At 46.0% G+C, this 16,016-nt stretch carries 16 protein-coding genes and 1 other annotated feature; of the genes, 1 reads left to right on the top strand and 15 read right to left on the bottom strand.

Annotated features, from left to right (window positions below; translation table 11 throughout):
- The gene (locus tag BLQ13_RS21580) at positions 1 to 738 is read left to right on the top strand and encodes a TraR/DksA C4-type zinc finger protein (RefSeq protein ID WP_090923741.1); all 738 of its coding nucleotides are present in this window, start codon (positions 1 to 3) and stop codon (positions 736 to 738) included.
- Between the two features lie 33 nt (positions 739 to 771).
- On the opposite strand, the gene BLQ13_RS21585 is transcribed toward BLQ13_RS21580, so the two are convergent.
- The 15 genes from BLQ13_RS21585 to BLQ13_RS21655 all read right to left on the bottom strand — a co-directional run bounded on the left by BLQ13_RS21585 (position 772) and on the right by BLQ13_RS21655 (position 16,000).
- A complete protein-coding gene (locus BLQ13_RS21585; protein WP_090923742.1) occupies positions 772 to 1,137 on the bottom strand; it encodes a DUF5665 domain-containing protein in 366 nt (121 codons plus the stop codon).
- A gap of 179 nt (positions 1,138 to 1,316) precedes the next feature.
- Entirely contained in the window at positions 1,317 to 4,415 is a 3,099-nt protein-coding gene (ileS, locus tag BLQ13_RS21590; protein ID WP_090923743.1) for an isoleucine--tRNA ligase, read from the bottom strand.
- Between the two features lie 115 nt (positions 4,416 to 4,530).
- Positions 4,531 to 4,822: a binding site (T-box leader), on the bottom strand.
- A 57-nt stretch (positions 4,823 to 4,879) separates the two neighbouring features.
- Positions 4,880 to 5,389 (bottom strand): DivIVA domain-containing protein, encoded by a 510-nt coding sequence (locus tag BLQ13_RS21595; protein WP_090923744.1) that lies wholly within the window; start codon positions 5,387 to 5,389, stop codon positions 4,880 to 4,882.
- A gap of 240 nt (positions 5,390 to 5,629) precedes the next feature.
- Positions 5,630 to 6,412 carry a YlmH family RNA-binding protein gene (locus tag BLQ13_RS21600; protein ID WP_090923745.1) on the bottom strand — a complete coding sequence of 261 codons (783 nt, stop codon included), beginning with the start codon at positions 6,410 to 6,412 and terminating at the stop codon, positions 5,630 to 5,632.
- 15 nt (positions 6,413 to 6,427) lie between these two features.
- Complete coding sequence (locus BLQ13_RS21605; RefSeq protein WP_090923796.1) at positions 6,428 to 6,691, bottom strand: YggT family protein; 264 nt, start codon at positions 6,689 to 6,691, stop codon at positions 6,428 to 6,430.
- A gap of 16 nt (positions 6,692 to 6,707) precedes the next feature.
- On the bottom strand, positions 6,708 to 7,175 hold the full coding sequence (locus tag BLQ13_RS21610) for a cell division protein SepF (RefSeq protein ID WP_090923746.1): 468 nt from the start codon (positions 7,173 to 7,175) through the stop codon (positions 6,708 to 6,710).
- Positions 7,166 to 7,867 carry a YggS family pyridoxal phosphate-dependent enzyme gene (locus BLQ13_RS21615; RefSeq protein ID WP_090923747.1) on the bottom strand — a complete coding sequence of 234 codons (702 nt, stop codon included), beginning with the start codon at positions 7,865 to 7,867 and terminating at the stop codon, positions 7,166 to 7,168. Before BLQ13_RS21615 ends, BLQ13_RS21610 begins: the two co-directional genes overlap by 10 nt.
- Before the next feature lie 6 nt (positions 7,868 to 7,873).
- On the bottom strand, positions 7,874 to 8,773 hold the full coding sequence (gene pgeF, locus BLQ13_RS21620; RefSeq protein WP_090923748.1) for a peptidoglycan editing factor PgeF: 900 nt from the start codon (positions 8,771 to 8,773) through the stop codon (positions 7,874 to 7,876).
- 54 nt (positions 8,774 to 8,827) lie between these two features.
- Entirely contained in the window at positions 8,828 to 9,220 is a 393-nt protein-coding gene (locus BLQ13_RS21625; protein ID WP_244159411.1) for a YlmC/YmxH family sporulation protein, read from the bottom strand.
- A gap of 218 nt (positions 9,221 to 9,438) precedes the next feature.
- Positions 9,439 to 10,221, bottom strand: coding sequence for an RNA polymerase sporulation sigma factor SigG (sigG, locus tag BLQ13_RS21630; RefSeq protein WP_090923749.1), 783 nt, complete (start codon positions 10,219 to 10,221; stop codon positions 9,439 to 9,441).
- Positions 10,222 to 10,332: 111 nt separating this feature from the next.
- Positions 10,333 to 11,055, bottom strand: a complete 723-nt coding sequence (gene sigE / locus BLQ13_RS21635; protein WP_090923750.1) for an RNA polymerase sporulation sigma factor SigE — start codon at positions 11,053 to 11,055, stop codon at positions 10,333 to 10,335.
- A gap of 11 nt (positions 11,056 to 11,066) precedes the next feature.
- On the bottom strand, positions 11,067 to 12,047 hold the full coding sequence (gene spoIIGA / locus BLQ13_RS21640; RefSeq protein ID WP_090923798.1) for a sigma-E processing peptidase SpoIIGA: 981 nt from the start codon (positions 12,045 to 12,047) through the stop codon (positions 11,067 to 11,069).
- Between the two features lie 355 nt (positions 12,048 to 12,402).
- Positions 12,403 to 13,512 (bottom strand): cell division protein FtsZ, encoded by a 1,110-nt coding sequence (gene ftsZ / locus BLQ13_RS21645; RefSeq protein ID WP_090923751.1) that lies wholly within the window; start codon positions 13,510 to 13,512, stop codon positions 12,403 to 12,405.
- A gap of 150 nt (positions 13,513 to 13,662) precedes the next feature.
- Positions 13,663 to 14,937: a cell division protein FtsA gene (gene ftsA / locus BLQ13_RS21650; RefSeq protein WP_090923752.1), complete on the bottom strand. Its 1,275-nt coding sequence runs from the start codon at positions 14,935 to 14,937 to the stop codon at positions 13,663 to 13,665.
- Between the two features lie 295 nt (positions 14,938 to 15,232).
- Positions 15,233 to 16,000, bottom strand: a complete 768-nt coding sequence (locus BLQ13_RS21655; protein WP_090923799.1) for a cell division protein FtsQ/DivIB — start codon at positions 15,998 to 16,000, stop codon at positions 15,233 to 15,235.
- Positions 16,001 to 16,016: the final 16 nt, after the last annotated feature.

Below are 16,016 nucleotides of genomic sequence, written 5' to 3' on the forward strand. Positions count from 1 at the left end.
ATGTCACATTTTACAACCGAGCAAATGCAATCATTGCGTTCCCAGCTCTTGTCAGATAAACGGGATATCGAACACCGGTTGTCAGAGAACGAACACTACGGCCTTGGAGACTCATTAAAACTACAAACAGGTGAACTGTCACCGATTGATAATCATCCTGGTGATCTTGCCACAGAGGTATATGAACGAGAAAAAGACATCTCCTTGCTGGAGCATGATGAATTTCAACTCGAACGTATTGATTCCGCCCTGCACTCGATTGAAGAAGGTCATTACGGTACATGCGCTGTCTGCCAGCAACCGATCCCTTATGAGCGTATGGAGGCCGTTCCATACACAAAGTACTGTAAAAAGCATCAACCGGAAACCATCGTTTCCGAAAATCGGCCTGTGGAAGAAGAGTTCCTCGCCCCATCATTTGGACGTACCAGTCTGGACGAGCGGGATGATCAGAATGGTTTTGACGGCGAAGACGCTTGGCAGATCGTGGAGAGTTGGGGTAGCTCGAATTCCCCGGCAATGGCTGAAAGCGGTGATATCGACAGCTACGATGTGATGGCTATTGAAGCTACGGAAGAGCTGGACGGTTTTGTTGAAGCTTACGAAAGCTTTGTCGCAACGGATATTTACGGTCACGATGTTTCCATTGTACGTAATCGCCAATACCGACAGTACCTGGAGAAGGGTGAGGGCTTAGGATTACTTGAACCAAACTCAGATGACGATGACACGTATTGAGTTTACAGGTGAGCCATCTAAAGGCCTTATTTTTCAATACGTGTTCATATCAAGCTGCCTTTGTACGATTCGTACAATATCAGCAATATAATCTCCTACGATGGGTAGATTTAATGCACCAAGAACCTGTAACACATAGATAATGGTGGCCGCGAAAAAAGTAAATCCGATGGCAATTCCTACACCTCTGGCTGCACCGGACAAGAGATTCAGCCCAATTAGCTTCCACGGCCGATTTAGCAATTCCGTATATTGGGCAATACGTGAACGCTCCAGCTCACTCGCAAGACGGTTGGTTAACGTATGTAATTCTTCAATTTTATCATGCGGTGTGTCCACCTTAGCTATTTCCGCTGTTTCTGTTGCACTGGACTCAGCTGACTTATCCTGTTTGCTCATGTTTCGCTCCAATCCTTGCATCAATATAGATCAAACGAACGTGTTACTTTTTTAAAAAGAACCGCACAATTTAATCATTGCCCGATCTGTGGAAAAACAAACAAAAACAAATGAGCCCAGCTTCAGGAATTGCCCCTTAGCTGTGGCTCATTTATTTTAATCTTACTTATTCTTGTTCACTACGCTTCAATAAAGATTCCGATGCCTTTGCCTCCGGCTTCTACTTGCTCCATGCCATCCACCTTACCAAATGTCACGTCAGTCACCAGTACATTTTCACGCAGAACATCGTCAAATGCTTCAATAGCTGCTTGAAGATCGGCATCCACATCCAGCGTCAGGCGCACTCTTTTCTCGATTGGCAGATCCAGACGTTTACGAGTATCCTGTACCGCACGAACCACTTCACGAACCCAGCCTTCTTGCTCCAGCGCCGTTGTGATCTCTGTGTTGAGGGCTACCGTCAAACCATAACCGGATGCAGAAGCAAAGCCCGATTTAGCCTGTTTCTCAACCAGCAACTCCTCATCCGTCACCTGTAGTTCCTCGCCTTCTGGAGAAACGACGTTAAATGCACCTTCCGCTACCACTTTACGGGTCTCATCCGCCGTCATGCCTTTGAACAAGTTTTGCAGGAAACCTACGTTTTTGCCGTATTTTTTACCCGCGACTTTAAGGTTCAGCTTGAGTGTAAAATCAACAAACTCGGCATCGTTATGCTCTGTACGAATTCCTTTGACGTTGATCTCTTCCTTGATGATCTCTTCATAACTTGCCAGATCAAAGCCTTTGTCAAGGGATACGATCAACTCGGACAATGGCTGACGCGTTTTGATACCAGTCTCGTTACGAACGTTACGAGCAAGCTCAACAACGCGGCGAGCTGTTTCCATATCTTGCTCCAAAGCCGCATCGATTAATGCTTCATTCGCTACAGGATAGTCATCCATATGCACACTTTCGCCCGTTGTCAGGTTGAGGTAAATATCCTCAGCCAGCATTGGAGTGAATGGCGCAACCAGCTTCGCTGTAGTCACGAGCACTTCGGTAAGGGTACGATACGCATCCAGTTTATCCTCTGTCAAACCACTTCCCCAGAAGCGATCACGGGAACGGCGGATATACCAGTTACTGAGCTCATCTACAAAGGCTTCGATCGCTTTGGAAGAGTTCAGGTAGTCGTTCACGGACAATGCTTTTTCTACCACAAGGATCAGGCTGTTCAATCTGGACAGAATCCAGCGATCTAATTTGTGAGCAGACACTTGGAATGGATGTTCCTGTGGATCGAATCCATCGATCGTTGCGTACAGCGTCAGGAATGCATGAGTGTTCACCAGCGTATCCACCATTTTGGACTTCGCTTCTCCTACGATGCCTTTGGAGAAACGTTTGCTGTTCCACGGTGCACTGTCAGACAACAACGCCCAGCGGAATGCGTCCGTACCGTACTCCTCGATAACTTCCCAAGGATCGATAACATTACCTTTGGATTTGGACATCTTTTGGCCATTTTCGTCCAGTACGTGTCCTGTTGCCATAACAGCTTTATAAGGCGCTTTGCCTGTCAAAAGTGTAGATACCGCGAGCAGGCTGTAGAACCAGCCGCGCGTTTGGTCAATCCCTTCACAGATCATATCTGCAGGATATTGCTGCTCAAACACTTCTTGATTTTCAAAAGGATAATGTTGCTGCGCAAACGGCATGGAGCCGCTGTCGAACCATACATCGATGACTTCAGGTGTACGCTTCATTTCGTATTTGCCGCAAGAGCTGAGCACCTTCACTTCATCTACATACGGCTTATGCAACTCGAGGTTTTCCGGCACATCGCCTACCGCACGCGCACGTAACTCAGCAATGCTATGAGGAGCAAACTGTTCGCCTGTCTCTTCACACACCCAGATGTTAAGCGGTGTTCCCCAGTAACGGTCACGGCTGATATTCCAGTCCACGAGATCCTCAAGGAACTTCCCAAATCGTCCTTCACGCACATGACCCGGATACCATTCCACTTCACTATTGTTTGCAATCAACTGATCCTTGATTGCTGTTGTTTGGATAAACCAGCTGTCCATAGCGTAATAGAGAAGTGGAGTATCACACCGCCAGCAGAACGGGTAGCTGTGCTCATATTTCTCTTTGCTGAACAGACGGCCATGCTCAGACAAGTATCTCACAATGTCGATGTCGCAGTCCTTCACGAAACGACCTGCAAAATCAGTAACTTGTGCTACAAACTTGCCTTCCAGGTCAACCATGTTCACAAAACTGATGCCATTCTCACGGCAGACACGGTAGTCATCTTCACCATGTGCAGGAGCCATGTGAACAATACCCGTACCACTTGCGTCTGTTACAAATCCTGCCCCCAGAATGATGTTGGTTTTCTCGGCCTCTACGTAGTTAAATGGCGGGCTGTACGTTTTACCTACCAAGTCTGCACCTTTCAGTGCACCAATGATCTCATAATCGCCTTTGCTATCTTTCATAACTTTCTCCACCAAGTTCGTCGCCATGATATACACTTCATCATTTTGACGTACACGAGAGTAGTCCATTGCCGGGTTTACAGCAAGTGCAACGTGAGAAGGCAATGTCCAAGGGGTCGTCGTCCAGGCCAGTACGAATTCTCCGCTGTCATCCAGCTTGAATTTTGCCGTCGCACTCAAATCTTTAACGTCCTTGTATCCTTGTGCAACTTCATGCGAACTCAATGTTGTTTGGCAAGAAGGGCAGTATGGACTTACGCGGTGACCGCGGTACAACAAACCTTTCTCATGGATCGTCGCTAGGATGTTCCACACACTCTCGATGTAGTTGTTGTCGAGGGTGATGTACGGATTATTCATATCCGTCCAGTATCCGATCCCTTCCGTCAAATCACGCCATTGCTGCTCGTATTCAAAAACACTTGCTTTACATTCGTTGATAAACTTTTCCACGCCATAATCTTCAATTTCCCACTTGTGGGAGATACCCAATTTTTTCTGAACTCCAAGCTCTACAGGTAAGCCGTGTGTATCCCATCCCGCTTTACGCACAACGCGGTAACCCTTCATCGTATTGTAACGTCCAACAAAGTCTTTAATTACACGACCAAGCACGTGACCGATATGTGGTTTACCATTGGCTGTAGGTGGGCCTTCATAAAATACGAAGTTCGGCTTGCCTTCCCGGTTCTCAATGGAGCGTTTAAACGTATTCTCCGTTTTCCATTTATCTAACACACGCAGTTCTCTTGCACGTGCTTTTTCTTTGACATCAACTCGTTGCATGCTGTTCAACTTCCTTCCTTTTGTTAAGATGAATCGATTGTAAAACATTAAACATACACCATCGTAGCTCATAGATTCCGCTCACCGTTTTAGAACACAAAAAACCTCATCCCTGGAAAGGGACGAGGTTCATCTCGCGTTACCACCCTAATTCTGTTCATCACAAACCACATTCAGGTTACCCCGAGTATGCTCTGTCATCAACAGCGCTTAAGCCCCGCTAAACTACTGCAGGGTACCGTTATAACGTACGGCTTACGGTTCAGCTTACACACGGCAATGCATTCACCGCTTCAGCGTCACTTCTCCGGGAGGATATTCGGCTATAACTCATCCGTTGGTTTGCACCAGACACCAACTCTCTGAGGGATGAGATCATAACGTACTGAGCCCGTCATGGAATCACTATTCAATATGAATATAGTTATAGCTTCTTTACCCGCAAAAGTCAACCGGGCGGCAGACTAATAAATCTCTTTCATCTCCCGCTCACGGTCACGCACTTCCTGCTCACGGCTCTCCAGTGCTTCCCAGCCATCCTGTGTCAGCAATTCAAGCTGAGCTTCAACGAGCGTACGGAAACGCGCACGATAGATGGATGCCTGCTTCTTCAGTTCTTCCACTTCCAAAGCAATCTTACGGGACTTGCCAAGCGCTTCGTTAACGATTCGGTCTGCATTTTTCTCTGCTTCCTTCACAATTAACTGAGCTTCCTTCTTTGCGTTATTCTTCACATCGTCAGCAGCTTCCTGCGCAATGATGATCGTTTTGCTAAGAGTCTCCTCGATGGTAGCAAAATGATCCAGCTTCTCCTGAACGGACAGCAACTGATTGCTCAGCTCCTTGTTCTCGCGAATGACGCCTTCGTAATCTTTGATGACTTGATCCAGGAATTCATTGACTTCATCCTCGTCATACCCACGCAAGCGTCGGGAGAATTCCTTGTTATGTATGTCCAGCGGCGTTAATGGCATGCTGTCCACCTCCTGTAAAAATTCCTTCTCACTATAGAGAAGGTTTGCAGCATATGGGTTCCACCCAAGGGGCCGTAAGAAAGAAACCTGAACTGGTAACTTTTTACGGAATAGCAGAATCTGCTCTCACGATCTGCAGAGATCCACATCTTGTACTTTAATGTATATCGGAAACACCGGATATTTTTTTACCTTTACGTTTAACATTTCGACAAGAATTCGGATTATCCTGCAATAACATCAAGCAAATTTACCGATCTTTACCCGGCAACGTCCCTTTTTGGTCATTCCTTCCTGTTCAAGCACCTTAAAACGACCAAATCCTTGAATGGATACCACATCTCCTGCCTTAAGCGGCTTTGAGGGGTCTTCCACCACTTTCCAGTTCACTTTACAGCGTCCTGCTTTAATTGGAATCAGTATTTTGCTACGGCTTAATCGGTGCACATCTGCACAGATACCATCCAGTCGCATCGAGGCAACGGTAATATCTATAGTGTCCAATTTCGTCGCAGACCATTTCATCTGATTCAATGGCAGTAGTTCTGTAAATACGTGCAACCGATGCACCTGATTCAATTGAAGCGATAAAAAAGCGCCGGTCTCTGCTGCCACTACAGTATGGCAGCCATCCTCCAGCACTTGAATATCTCCAATCTTGCCTCGTTTCATCCCGAGACCGAGCAGGGAACCCATATAGTCCCCATGCTCCAGTTCCGAGATTTTCTGATCGTCAGACGTAATGCTGAGGACCTGCATCCCCATATCTTCCTCATCCAGATAACGATAATCAGGAGCAATCAATGCACGCTTACGTTCAGCAGCTTCATATCCGCCATCGAAACGAACCTGAACGTCTTGGCTACGATTGACCAAGGATTGCAGAATAAACACCTGTCTTGGATCAAGGAAATCGGTGAGTTTCATATCATGAACCTTGCTCGCCCGTTCAACCCAATCGGTGGCTTTATCTACAAAGTCCCACTCATCATGGCTAAAATGTTCGTACATATCACCGCTCATCTATGTCACCCTAACTTAAAATGTCAAATACTGAACTATAGAGAGTAACCCAACCAGCGCCAGTCGAAGAACAAGCAACGCGACAATCGGGGAAATATCCAGCACACCGAACAGAGGCGGAATAAACCGGCGGAAAGGACTTAAGTAAGGCTCTACAAATTTGCCTAACAATTCACCGATGAAGCTCTCCCGTGCATTGGGAAGCCATGACATCAATATGTAGACAATAACCATGTAAAAATAAATCTGGTATAGCGTACCCAATATACCTTCAATCATCTGATACAAAAAAGGCTCACCTCATTCTGTTATAATCTTGCTCGCTGTCAGCCAGTATCTCCGTAATGGTTCCCTGAATTTCAACCGTATCTGGCGTACAGAGAAAAATGTTGCCGCCAATTTTAGATATACCGCCGCCTAATGCATATACCGTACCGCTTAGAAAATCAATAACACGTAAAGCCTGATCCTGACGGATTCGTTGCAGATTCACAACAACGGTACGATGCGAGCGCAGATGGTCGGCAATCTCCTGTGCTTCGTCATAAGAACGAGGCTCATAAAGGACAACTTTTACATTTTTCTGGGAATGAATGCTAACCACATTATTACCCCTTTGGTTTCTACGTTTATCAAGTGCAGAGGTTTCATTTTCCTGCTGTTCAGGCTCGTGTTCTTCCTGTGCAGCAAGACGCTCCCGCTCTACAATCTCTTCCTCTTCCTGAAGTCCCAGGAAATTCATAAATTTATTCATTACGCCCATCGTGTTCCCTCCTCTTTTCCTACGAGAATTGATCCAAGCCGCACCCAGGTTGCTCCTTCTTCAATGGCCACTTCGAAATCGTTGGACATGCCCATAGACAACTCTGTAATGGGCTCAGCTGTCAATGCTTGTCCATTCAAATCATCTCTCAGCTCACGCAAACCTCGAAATACAGGACGCGTCAACTCTGGATCTTCCTCATGAGGCGCCATTGTCATCAGACCAATGACCTTAAGGTTGTTGAACGATTGAATATCCTTCAGAAAAGAACTTGCCTGTTCAGGTTGCAGACCATACTTGCTCTCTTCACCTGAAATGTTCACCTGCATAAACGCGTTCACCTTAATTCCAAGTGAAGCAGCTTTTTTATCCAGCTCTTTGGCAAGTGACAAACGATCCAGTGAATGGATGTACGCAAACTTGCCGATGACGTCTTTCACCTTGTTCGTCTGCAAATGACCAATAAAATGCCACGTGCCTTTCTGACCAAAGGCTTCCCATTTCGCCTGTGCATCCTGCCAGCGATTTTCTCCAATATGCTCAAGACCATGATCCAGCACAGCACCCGTCGTTTGCAATGAGACATATTTCGTGACCGCAATCACATTCACATCCTCAAAAGGGCGGTTACTGCGCTTACACGCATCTTCAATCTTCTGATTCACTTGTTGTATACGCTCCTCCAATGACACAGAGGGTCACCTCTCTTCCAGCCCAATCCAGCTTGCCATTCTCCCCGTTACCCCATTTTCCTTACGATAGGAAAAAAATAGTTCGGGATGACAACTTGTACACCATGTTGTACATTCGATATGATCCGGCAATATTCCTGCTTTCATCATAATGTGTCGATTACATTCTTTCAAGTTTAACATCGTTTTTCCGTTCGCAACAGGTGTATATATGCGCTTTGAAGCAGAATGCTTGTATTCATCATTACCCTGAGGTTCATCCAGCCAAACCCGAACATGCCGCATAACAGCCTCATCTACTTCATAACAGCAATCCCCAATGGAGGGACCAATAGCCGCACGAATGTCCTCTCTCCGGCTTCCATACTCCCGCTCCATCGTTTCCACCATAGAGACGGCAATACCCGCCACAGTCCCTTTCCATCCTGCATGAGCAAGACCTACAGCCTGATTCACCGGATCATAGAAATATAAGGGAACGCAGTCAGCATAAAACGAAGTCAGCAGTATACCAGGCACATTGGTAACCAGTCCGTCCGTATCCTGCAATGCCGATTGACGATCCAGCAGTCCTCTGCCTCTGTCTTTGGCTGTAATGACAGCCACCGCTTTACCATGCACCTGTTCTCCACAAGTCCATGCTTCCAGAGGAAAAGCAAGCTTATCCGTCAGCAGACGGCGATTACGGAGCACTGCCTCCGCATCATCCCCAACGTGATACGCACAATTAAGGGTAGCGTAGGGTTCTTGACCAACGCCGCCGTGTCTGGTTGTAAATCCGACCGTTAACCGCTCAAACAACCGTTTCCAAGGTTCAATATATAATAACAGCGGATCTTGATCACCATGATACGTTTTCTCTTCTATATCCTTCATGACATTTTTGTTCAATACAAAGGGTTCCATCCTTCATCACCTCACAACTTCCAGTTTACCAAATGCGGGTGCATTCTGTCTCATTTATATCGTTCTCCGTTGACTCCGATCCAGCCGTTCCAATCGTTCGGTGCGCTCCGTGCGGCCCTGTTGCTGCTCATCATATAACCTTGCTTCTCGCTCACGCTCATCATAAGCTTGTTCTTTCACCTCATCCATTTTAACCAAAATGACATCCGAGCCGATCTTTACGATATTTCTCCAAGGTATAATCAGATCTGTCCCTCCTCCAAACAACCCCATAAAACGGCTATATCCTGGAACAACAATGGCTTCGATTCGCCCCTGTTTAAGATCCAGTTCCAGGTCACTGATCTGGCCAAGACGTTTGCCATCCGTAATATTTATGACATCCTTTGTTTGAAAATCGGAGATTTTCATACCTCGTGACGTTGCCTCATTTGTGTTCACTCTCATTCTACCCGCCCCCTGTTTACAGCTCATCTGTCCGTTCAGCATGCCTCTATACCAATATATGTTCTGTAGGCGAAAAATGTCCTGTTTTTCGCTTGTTTGTTACAACAGCCAACTCGGGCAAGATTACACTGGACTAGGGGGCTTCCCTTCCTTTTACGTAAAAAAGACGATCAATGGAATGGTTCTCCGACTGATCGCCTTTCTTGTCTAATGTCATCTTACGACTTTACATGTTTCTGCATCTGCTGTATAGCTGATTTCTCCAGACGTGAAACCTGAGCCTGAGATATCCCGATTTCATCTGCAACTTCCATCTGGGTTTTCCCTTCGAAAAAGCGCATCGACAAAATCATCTTTTCCCGTTGACCGAGACGGTGCATCGCTTCCCGCAATGCAATCTCCTCAATCCAGGACACATCCTTGTTTTTTTCATCACTGATCTGATCCATCACGTAGATCGGGTCTCCCCCATCGTGATAAATCGGCTCAAACAGCGATACCGGATCTTGAATGGCATCCAGTGCAAAAACAACATCTTCCTTCGGCACATTCAGTGCCTCCGAAATTTCAAATATCGTCGGTTCGCGTGAATTTTTATTCGTCAAGCTGTCACGAACCTGAAGCGCCTTATAGGCAATATCCCGTAGGGAACGGGATACCCGAATCGGATTATTGTCACGCAGATACCTGCGAATCTCACCGATAATCATCGGTACTGCATAGGTCGAAAATTTGACATTCTGGGATAAATCAAAATTATCAATGGCTTTCATCAGGCCGATACATCCAACCTGGAACAGATCATCGACAAACTCCCCCCGATTGTTAAAACGCTGAATGACACTGAGTACCAGACGCAGATTGCCATTCACCAATTTCTCTCTTGCTGAGCGATCATGGTGCTGCTGAAGGGAATGAAATAATTCCCGCATTTCAATATTGGTGAGAACAGGCAACTTTGCGGTGTCCACGCCACAAATCTCGACTTTGTTTCGGGTCATCGTGATTTACCTCCCAAGGAGAAACATTAATGTACATTATCTCCGGGGCAGGCTTTTTTATTCGTCGTTGGCACCCTTGCCAGTAATACCCATTCTTCTTCTCCCACTGGATCAGACCATTTTGTTGAACTCTTTTCGCAGCCTCTTAATGATTCTTTTTTCAAGTCTGGAGATATAAGATTGGGAGATTCCAAGCAGATCTGCCACATCTTTCTGCGTCTTTTCCTCACCATCCGTCAAGCCAAAACGAAGCTCCATAATCATTCGCTCGCGATCGGTCAGTTTTTCCAGCGCCTTATGCAGTAACTTTCGATCTACTTGTTCCTCAATATTTCGATAGATTGTATCGTTTTCTGTACCGAGTACATCGGATAATAAAAGCTCATTTCCATCCCAGTCAATGTTCAGTGGTTCATCAAAAGAAACTTCAGTACGAATTTTACTGTTACGCCGCAGATACATCAAAATTTCATTTTCGATACAGCGCGAAGCGTAAGTTGCGAGCTTTATTTTCTTTTCCGGATCAAAGGTATTTACAGCTTTGATTAGTCCAATTGCACCTATAGATACCAGATCCTCGATGTTAATACCTGTGTTCTCAAACTTACGTGCAATGTATACTACCAAACGCAGGTTACGCTCAATTAACATGGCTCGGATCGCTGAATCCCCTGAAGATAATTTCTGTAGCAAGTACTCCTCTTCTTCCCGTGTCAATGGAGGTGGAAGTGCCTCACTTCCACCAATGTAATAGATCTCTTCACTTTTCAGCCCAAACAGGAATAACAGACGATAATATTGTAGCTGGGCAACCAATTTCCATTTCACAAGCATGTAGGTTCCTCCTATACCACATTCAGCGGCTTTTCTGTGGGTTCTGCGGATTGAGCCTTAGACTGCGCAGAAGCAGCTTCTTGCACCAGTTCAGGATGAATCACGGCCTGATATTTCCCATCCGAGGACAAAACGCCCCCATCCAGTCCAATCAGAACTTTTGTCGTCACATAATCTGTTCCGTCCATTGTCACCTTAACCCGATCGGGCTTGACCGCCATCATAAATGCTGTTCCTTTATTAATCCCCCGATAAGGAACCAATCGCAGACGATCCTGCCAGCAAAAATGTTTCTGATCCAGTTCCATGATGAGATTTTCCGGTGATTCGTGTTTCAGTCTACTGGTCCATGAATCAGGCAGCATCGTTTGCCACAATGAAACCTCCATAACCATCACCGGCATCCGTGATAAAGGGTCTGTGAGCTGATTCCCTGTATCCAAAAGGCCTGTACAAGACACAACAACCTCATCGATGCAAACCTCTACTTGACCAAGGTAAGTGGTCATGCGATCTGATTTACGTTTGGCTCCTTGCACAATTTTGAATAAAATGAGCACCGCGAAGAATACAATGAAAGTGAACCAGAATGCAATCTTCAGATCAAACGACATACCCCCAGATGCTGTGAACCAGATGCCATTGAACAGTTCTCCTGAATTCTGAAGCATATAATGCACACCCAGGATGCCTCCAGCCGCCACAAAATTAATAACGTAAAATGTACCCAGCGTCCTCAGAAAAGCTTGCAGTCCCTTATATCCAAACGCGATACTCAACATCACAAGAGAAAAACCAAACTTGATCAAAAACGTGAACAGGAAATCAAACTGTGGTACAAACATCATCACGACGTATAACGCCCCAACGATAGCCGATAGCAGCCATCTCCACCAGACCAGCTTCGTTTGGCGCATCCAGGCCGTCAGTCCAATGAGCGCTCCATCCATGCATAGATTTGTTAGAAAGATCAGATCGACATACACAACCACGCTCTTCACCTGCCTGCTTCCAACCTATCGAAACGAAAGGTTACAACGAATCTCACATGCTTTTAGATTGAATCGCCCTGAACGCTTCAGATTGAATCAACCTAAATGCTTCGGATTGAATAAACCTAAATGCTTCATCGTCTCGATATTCATGAGCATATTCCCAAGTATACGTAGCCTCCTGTTCAAAGTCTGTCTAAATGTGGGAGCTTGTCTTCAACTATTTTTGTCGGAATGACGCAGCCGAGTTGTTCAGAATTTGTTCATTCCTGTATGTTAAACTATATAAAAAAACAGCAAAAAACCCGGCAACTGCAAAAGCAGCACCGGGTTTTCCAAGTATAATACTACCTAATTATTCGTTGTTATTGTTGCGGGAACGATTACGTAAAAATGTCGGAATGTCCAACTGATCATTACTTGGCTGATTTCCGAAGGGACGAAGATTCGGTGAACGTGTCTCTGCCGGCTCTGATGCTGTAGCAGGTTTACGTACTGGCGGAGCAGAAGGTTTATCCTCAAATCCAGTGGCGATGACCGTAACCTTGATCTCCTCTTTCAGATCTTCATCAATAATCGCACCAAAGATCATATTCACTTCCGGATCGGAAGCCGACGTTACGATCTCTGCAGCTTCGTTCACTTCATACAGGGACAGATTCACGCCACCTGTGATGTTCATGATTACGCCGCGTGCGCCTTCAATGGAAGTTTCAAGCAAGGGACTCATGATGGCTTTGCGTGCCGCTTCGGCTGCACGGTTCTCTCCAGTCGCTTCACCGATCCCCATAAGCGCAGATCCACGCTCGTGCATGATCGTTTTGACATCTGCAAAGTCAAGGTTGATCAAACCAGGTACTGCGATCAGATCGGAGATACCCTGTACCGCTTGACGCAATACGTTATCTGCTTGGCGGAATGCTTCCAGCATCGGCGTCTTTTTATCTACGATCTCAAGCAAACGGTCATTCGGGATGACGATCAGTGTATCCACTTTTTCCTTAAGTGCTTCAATGCCTTGTTCTGCATGGCTGGAACGCTTGCGGCCTTCAAAAGTGAAGGGACGTGTCACCACACCTACAGTAAGGGCGCCACACTCTTTGGCAATTTCAGCGATCACAGGAGCTGCGCCTGTACCTGTACCACCGCCCATACCGGCTGTAACAAAGACCATGTCTGCACCTTTCAACGTGTTCATGATCAGGTCGCGGGACTCTTCCGCTGCTTTTTTACCTACATCCGGATTGGCACCTGCACCAAGACCACGAGTTAATTTATCACCGATTTGCAATTTATGCTCGGATTTTGCCAGGTGTAATGCCTGAGCATCCGTGTTCACCGTAATAAATTCAACACCTTGTACACCATTTTCAATCATTCGGTTTACAGCGTTGCTTCCGCCGCCGCCTACCCCGATGACTTTAATCTGAGCCAAGCTCTCCATCTCAAAATCAAATTCCAACATATTATTCCATCTCCCCCTCAATGTGCATGGATGGCCCGTCCAATTTTTGATTTGAACCGAATCAATTTCATATATCGACGAACGAAAGCGTTTATTTTAGTACCAGCGCATTCAGACGGCTTCAAGAATGTATGAAATGGATCCAACCTGTTATATAAATTCACTGAACATATTCTTCAGTCGTTCGAACAGACCGGGTTTTTGCTCCGATTCCTGTGCCGTATTTGGCTTCGGACGGTTCGTCGGTTTCTTGCTGTTAGTGTTGTTGTTACCGCCATTGCTGCTCGAGGGCCTGATACGCAAACTGCGAATAACATTGTGTAAAATACCAACGCCGCTTGTATATCCAGGGTCACGCACACCAATGTAATCCGGAACGGCGACACGCACCGAAGCAGCAAGTTCATGCTGTGCCACTTGCAGAACACCAGGCATAGAGACCGTACCTCCCGTTAGTATATAACCGCCAGGAAGCTCGTTGTAACCAAGGCGTTTGACCTCTGTGCCGATCATCTGGAATATCTCCTGAACCCTAGGCTCAATAATAGCCGCCAGATCTTCCTGGGAAAACTCCTTGTCCACGTTGCTGCCGATGCGCGTCACTTTGAACATCACATCTGCGGCAGCATCATCAAGCCAGGCACAGCCATATTTCAGCTTAACTTTCTCCGCTTGATCGGTCAAAGTACGCAAACCATAAGCAATATCATTGGTTACAAATTCCCCGCCGATTGGCAGTGTTGAAGTCGCAACCAGGCTATCCTCTTCAAAGATAGCAATGGTTGTTGCTCCTGCTCCGATATCCACGAGCACAGAACCCATCGTTTTCTCATCCTTGGACAGGGCGAGTTGACCTGCTCCGAGTGACATGAGGACCAGGTCGCTCACTTTTAATCCCGCTTTTTCCACGCAGCGCAACAGATTATGTATCGCGGTTTTAGCACCCGTAATGATGGTTGCTTCAACTTCCAGGCGAACACCAATCATACCACGCGGGTCTTGTATGCCTTCCAAGCCGTCTACAACATATTGCTTGGCGACAACATCAATAATTTCCCGTTCGGGCGGAACCGCAATGACTTCGGCTGCTTTCAACACCCGCTCCATGTCTTCTTCTCCGATCTCACGATCTTCGTTCGATACTGCCACCACACCGTGACTGCTCATCAGTCCGATGTGATTGCCTGAGATTCCAACATATACTTCGGATATTTGAATACCTACCATACGTTCTGCATGATCGACTGCATTGCGAATCGACTGCACCGTCTGATCGATATCTACGATTACACCTTTGCGAATTCCTTCCGAGTCGGCAGATCCAACTCCAATAATATTAAAGGTTCCATTATTAATTTCCCCAATAATAGCGCGAATTTTGGATGTACCGATGTCCAAACTAACAATGATGTCATTGTTGCTCAAGTCTGTGGCACCTCCTGACTCCAATAGTAAAATACGTTCGGGTTTAAACACACATTAAAACATATTCAACACAGCTTAGGCTTTCCCTCTTTTTTCTACAATTTTTTTGGGTGCCAAGTTCTGGATGTGAAACATAAAACTTTGAAGAAAAAAGAAGGAGGCAACTCATGTGCCGTAAGTTCAAGTGTACCATTTTTTCTTCATCTCAGAAAGAACAAGTTTCACACATCAACCGGTGCTAAAGCCCGATCCTGTCTACACTTTTACGCAATAAACCGCCAATCAGCAACATGCATCATTGCCCTGCTCCCGGCTCAGCGTCATCCTCAGGATTATCCGGTACAAACGGGACATACGTATCCGCCTCAAGCATCGTAATTTTACCAGGTCGTTCGGTCTCGATCACCTGATTCAAATACTCCACTTTATCCGTTAACAGCGATATCGTTGTAATCACTTCAAACTGTGATTTGGTGTACATGCGAATCTGATCCGGAAAAGAGGGTGTCGGATTCGGAATAATTTCGGATATGTCCGTTGTCAGTTCATTTGGAATTTGAGCCAGCGCCTCACTCAGCTTTGCCTTGAGCGGATCATTCGGTTTCCATTGTGTCAGAATCGGCTTCTCTACAGCAACACCGATCGTTGGCGGAACATTCAGGCTTGTCCCATTAGACAATATGGCTTTAAGCGCCCCGGTTGTGTCCAGTTCATAAGCGACTGTAGGAAACTCCTGAACCTTGATATGAATCGTACCCGGAAATTGCTTGTCCACAGTAACTGTTGAGACAGCTTTAATCGTTTTAAGACGTTCTATGATTTCAGTAGCACTTGTTCCAAAAAACTGATCGCCTTCCCTCAAACCACTCTTTTCAAGTAAATCCGCAGTGGCCGTGTATACATTACCCGTAATTTCGATCGCTGATATGCGACTTACCGAAGAACGAAAGAATAATACAGCCAGCAATGCAATAAATAATAATAATAGGATAATTACAATCTTACGGCTTGTGTTTCCTTTTGGGCGATTCTCCTTGAGAACCGGAATTTGACTTTTAGGCATAATAACGCTCCACAAA

Source organism: Paenibacillus polysaccharolyticus, assembly GCF_900102085.1.
GTDB classification, from domain to species: Bacteria; Bacillota; Bacilli; order Paenibacillales; family Paenibacillaceae; genus Paenibacillus; species Paenibacillus polysaccharolyticus.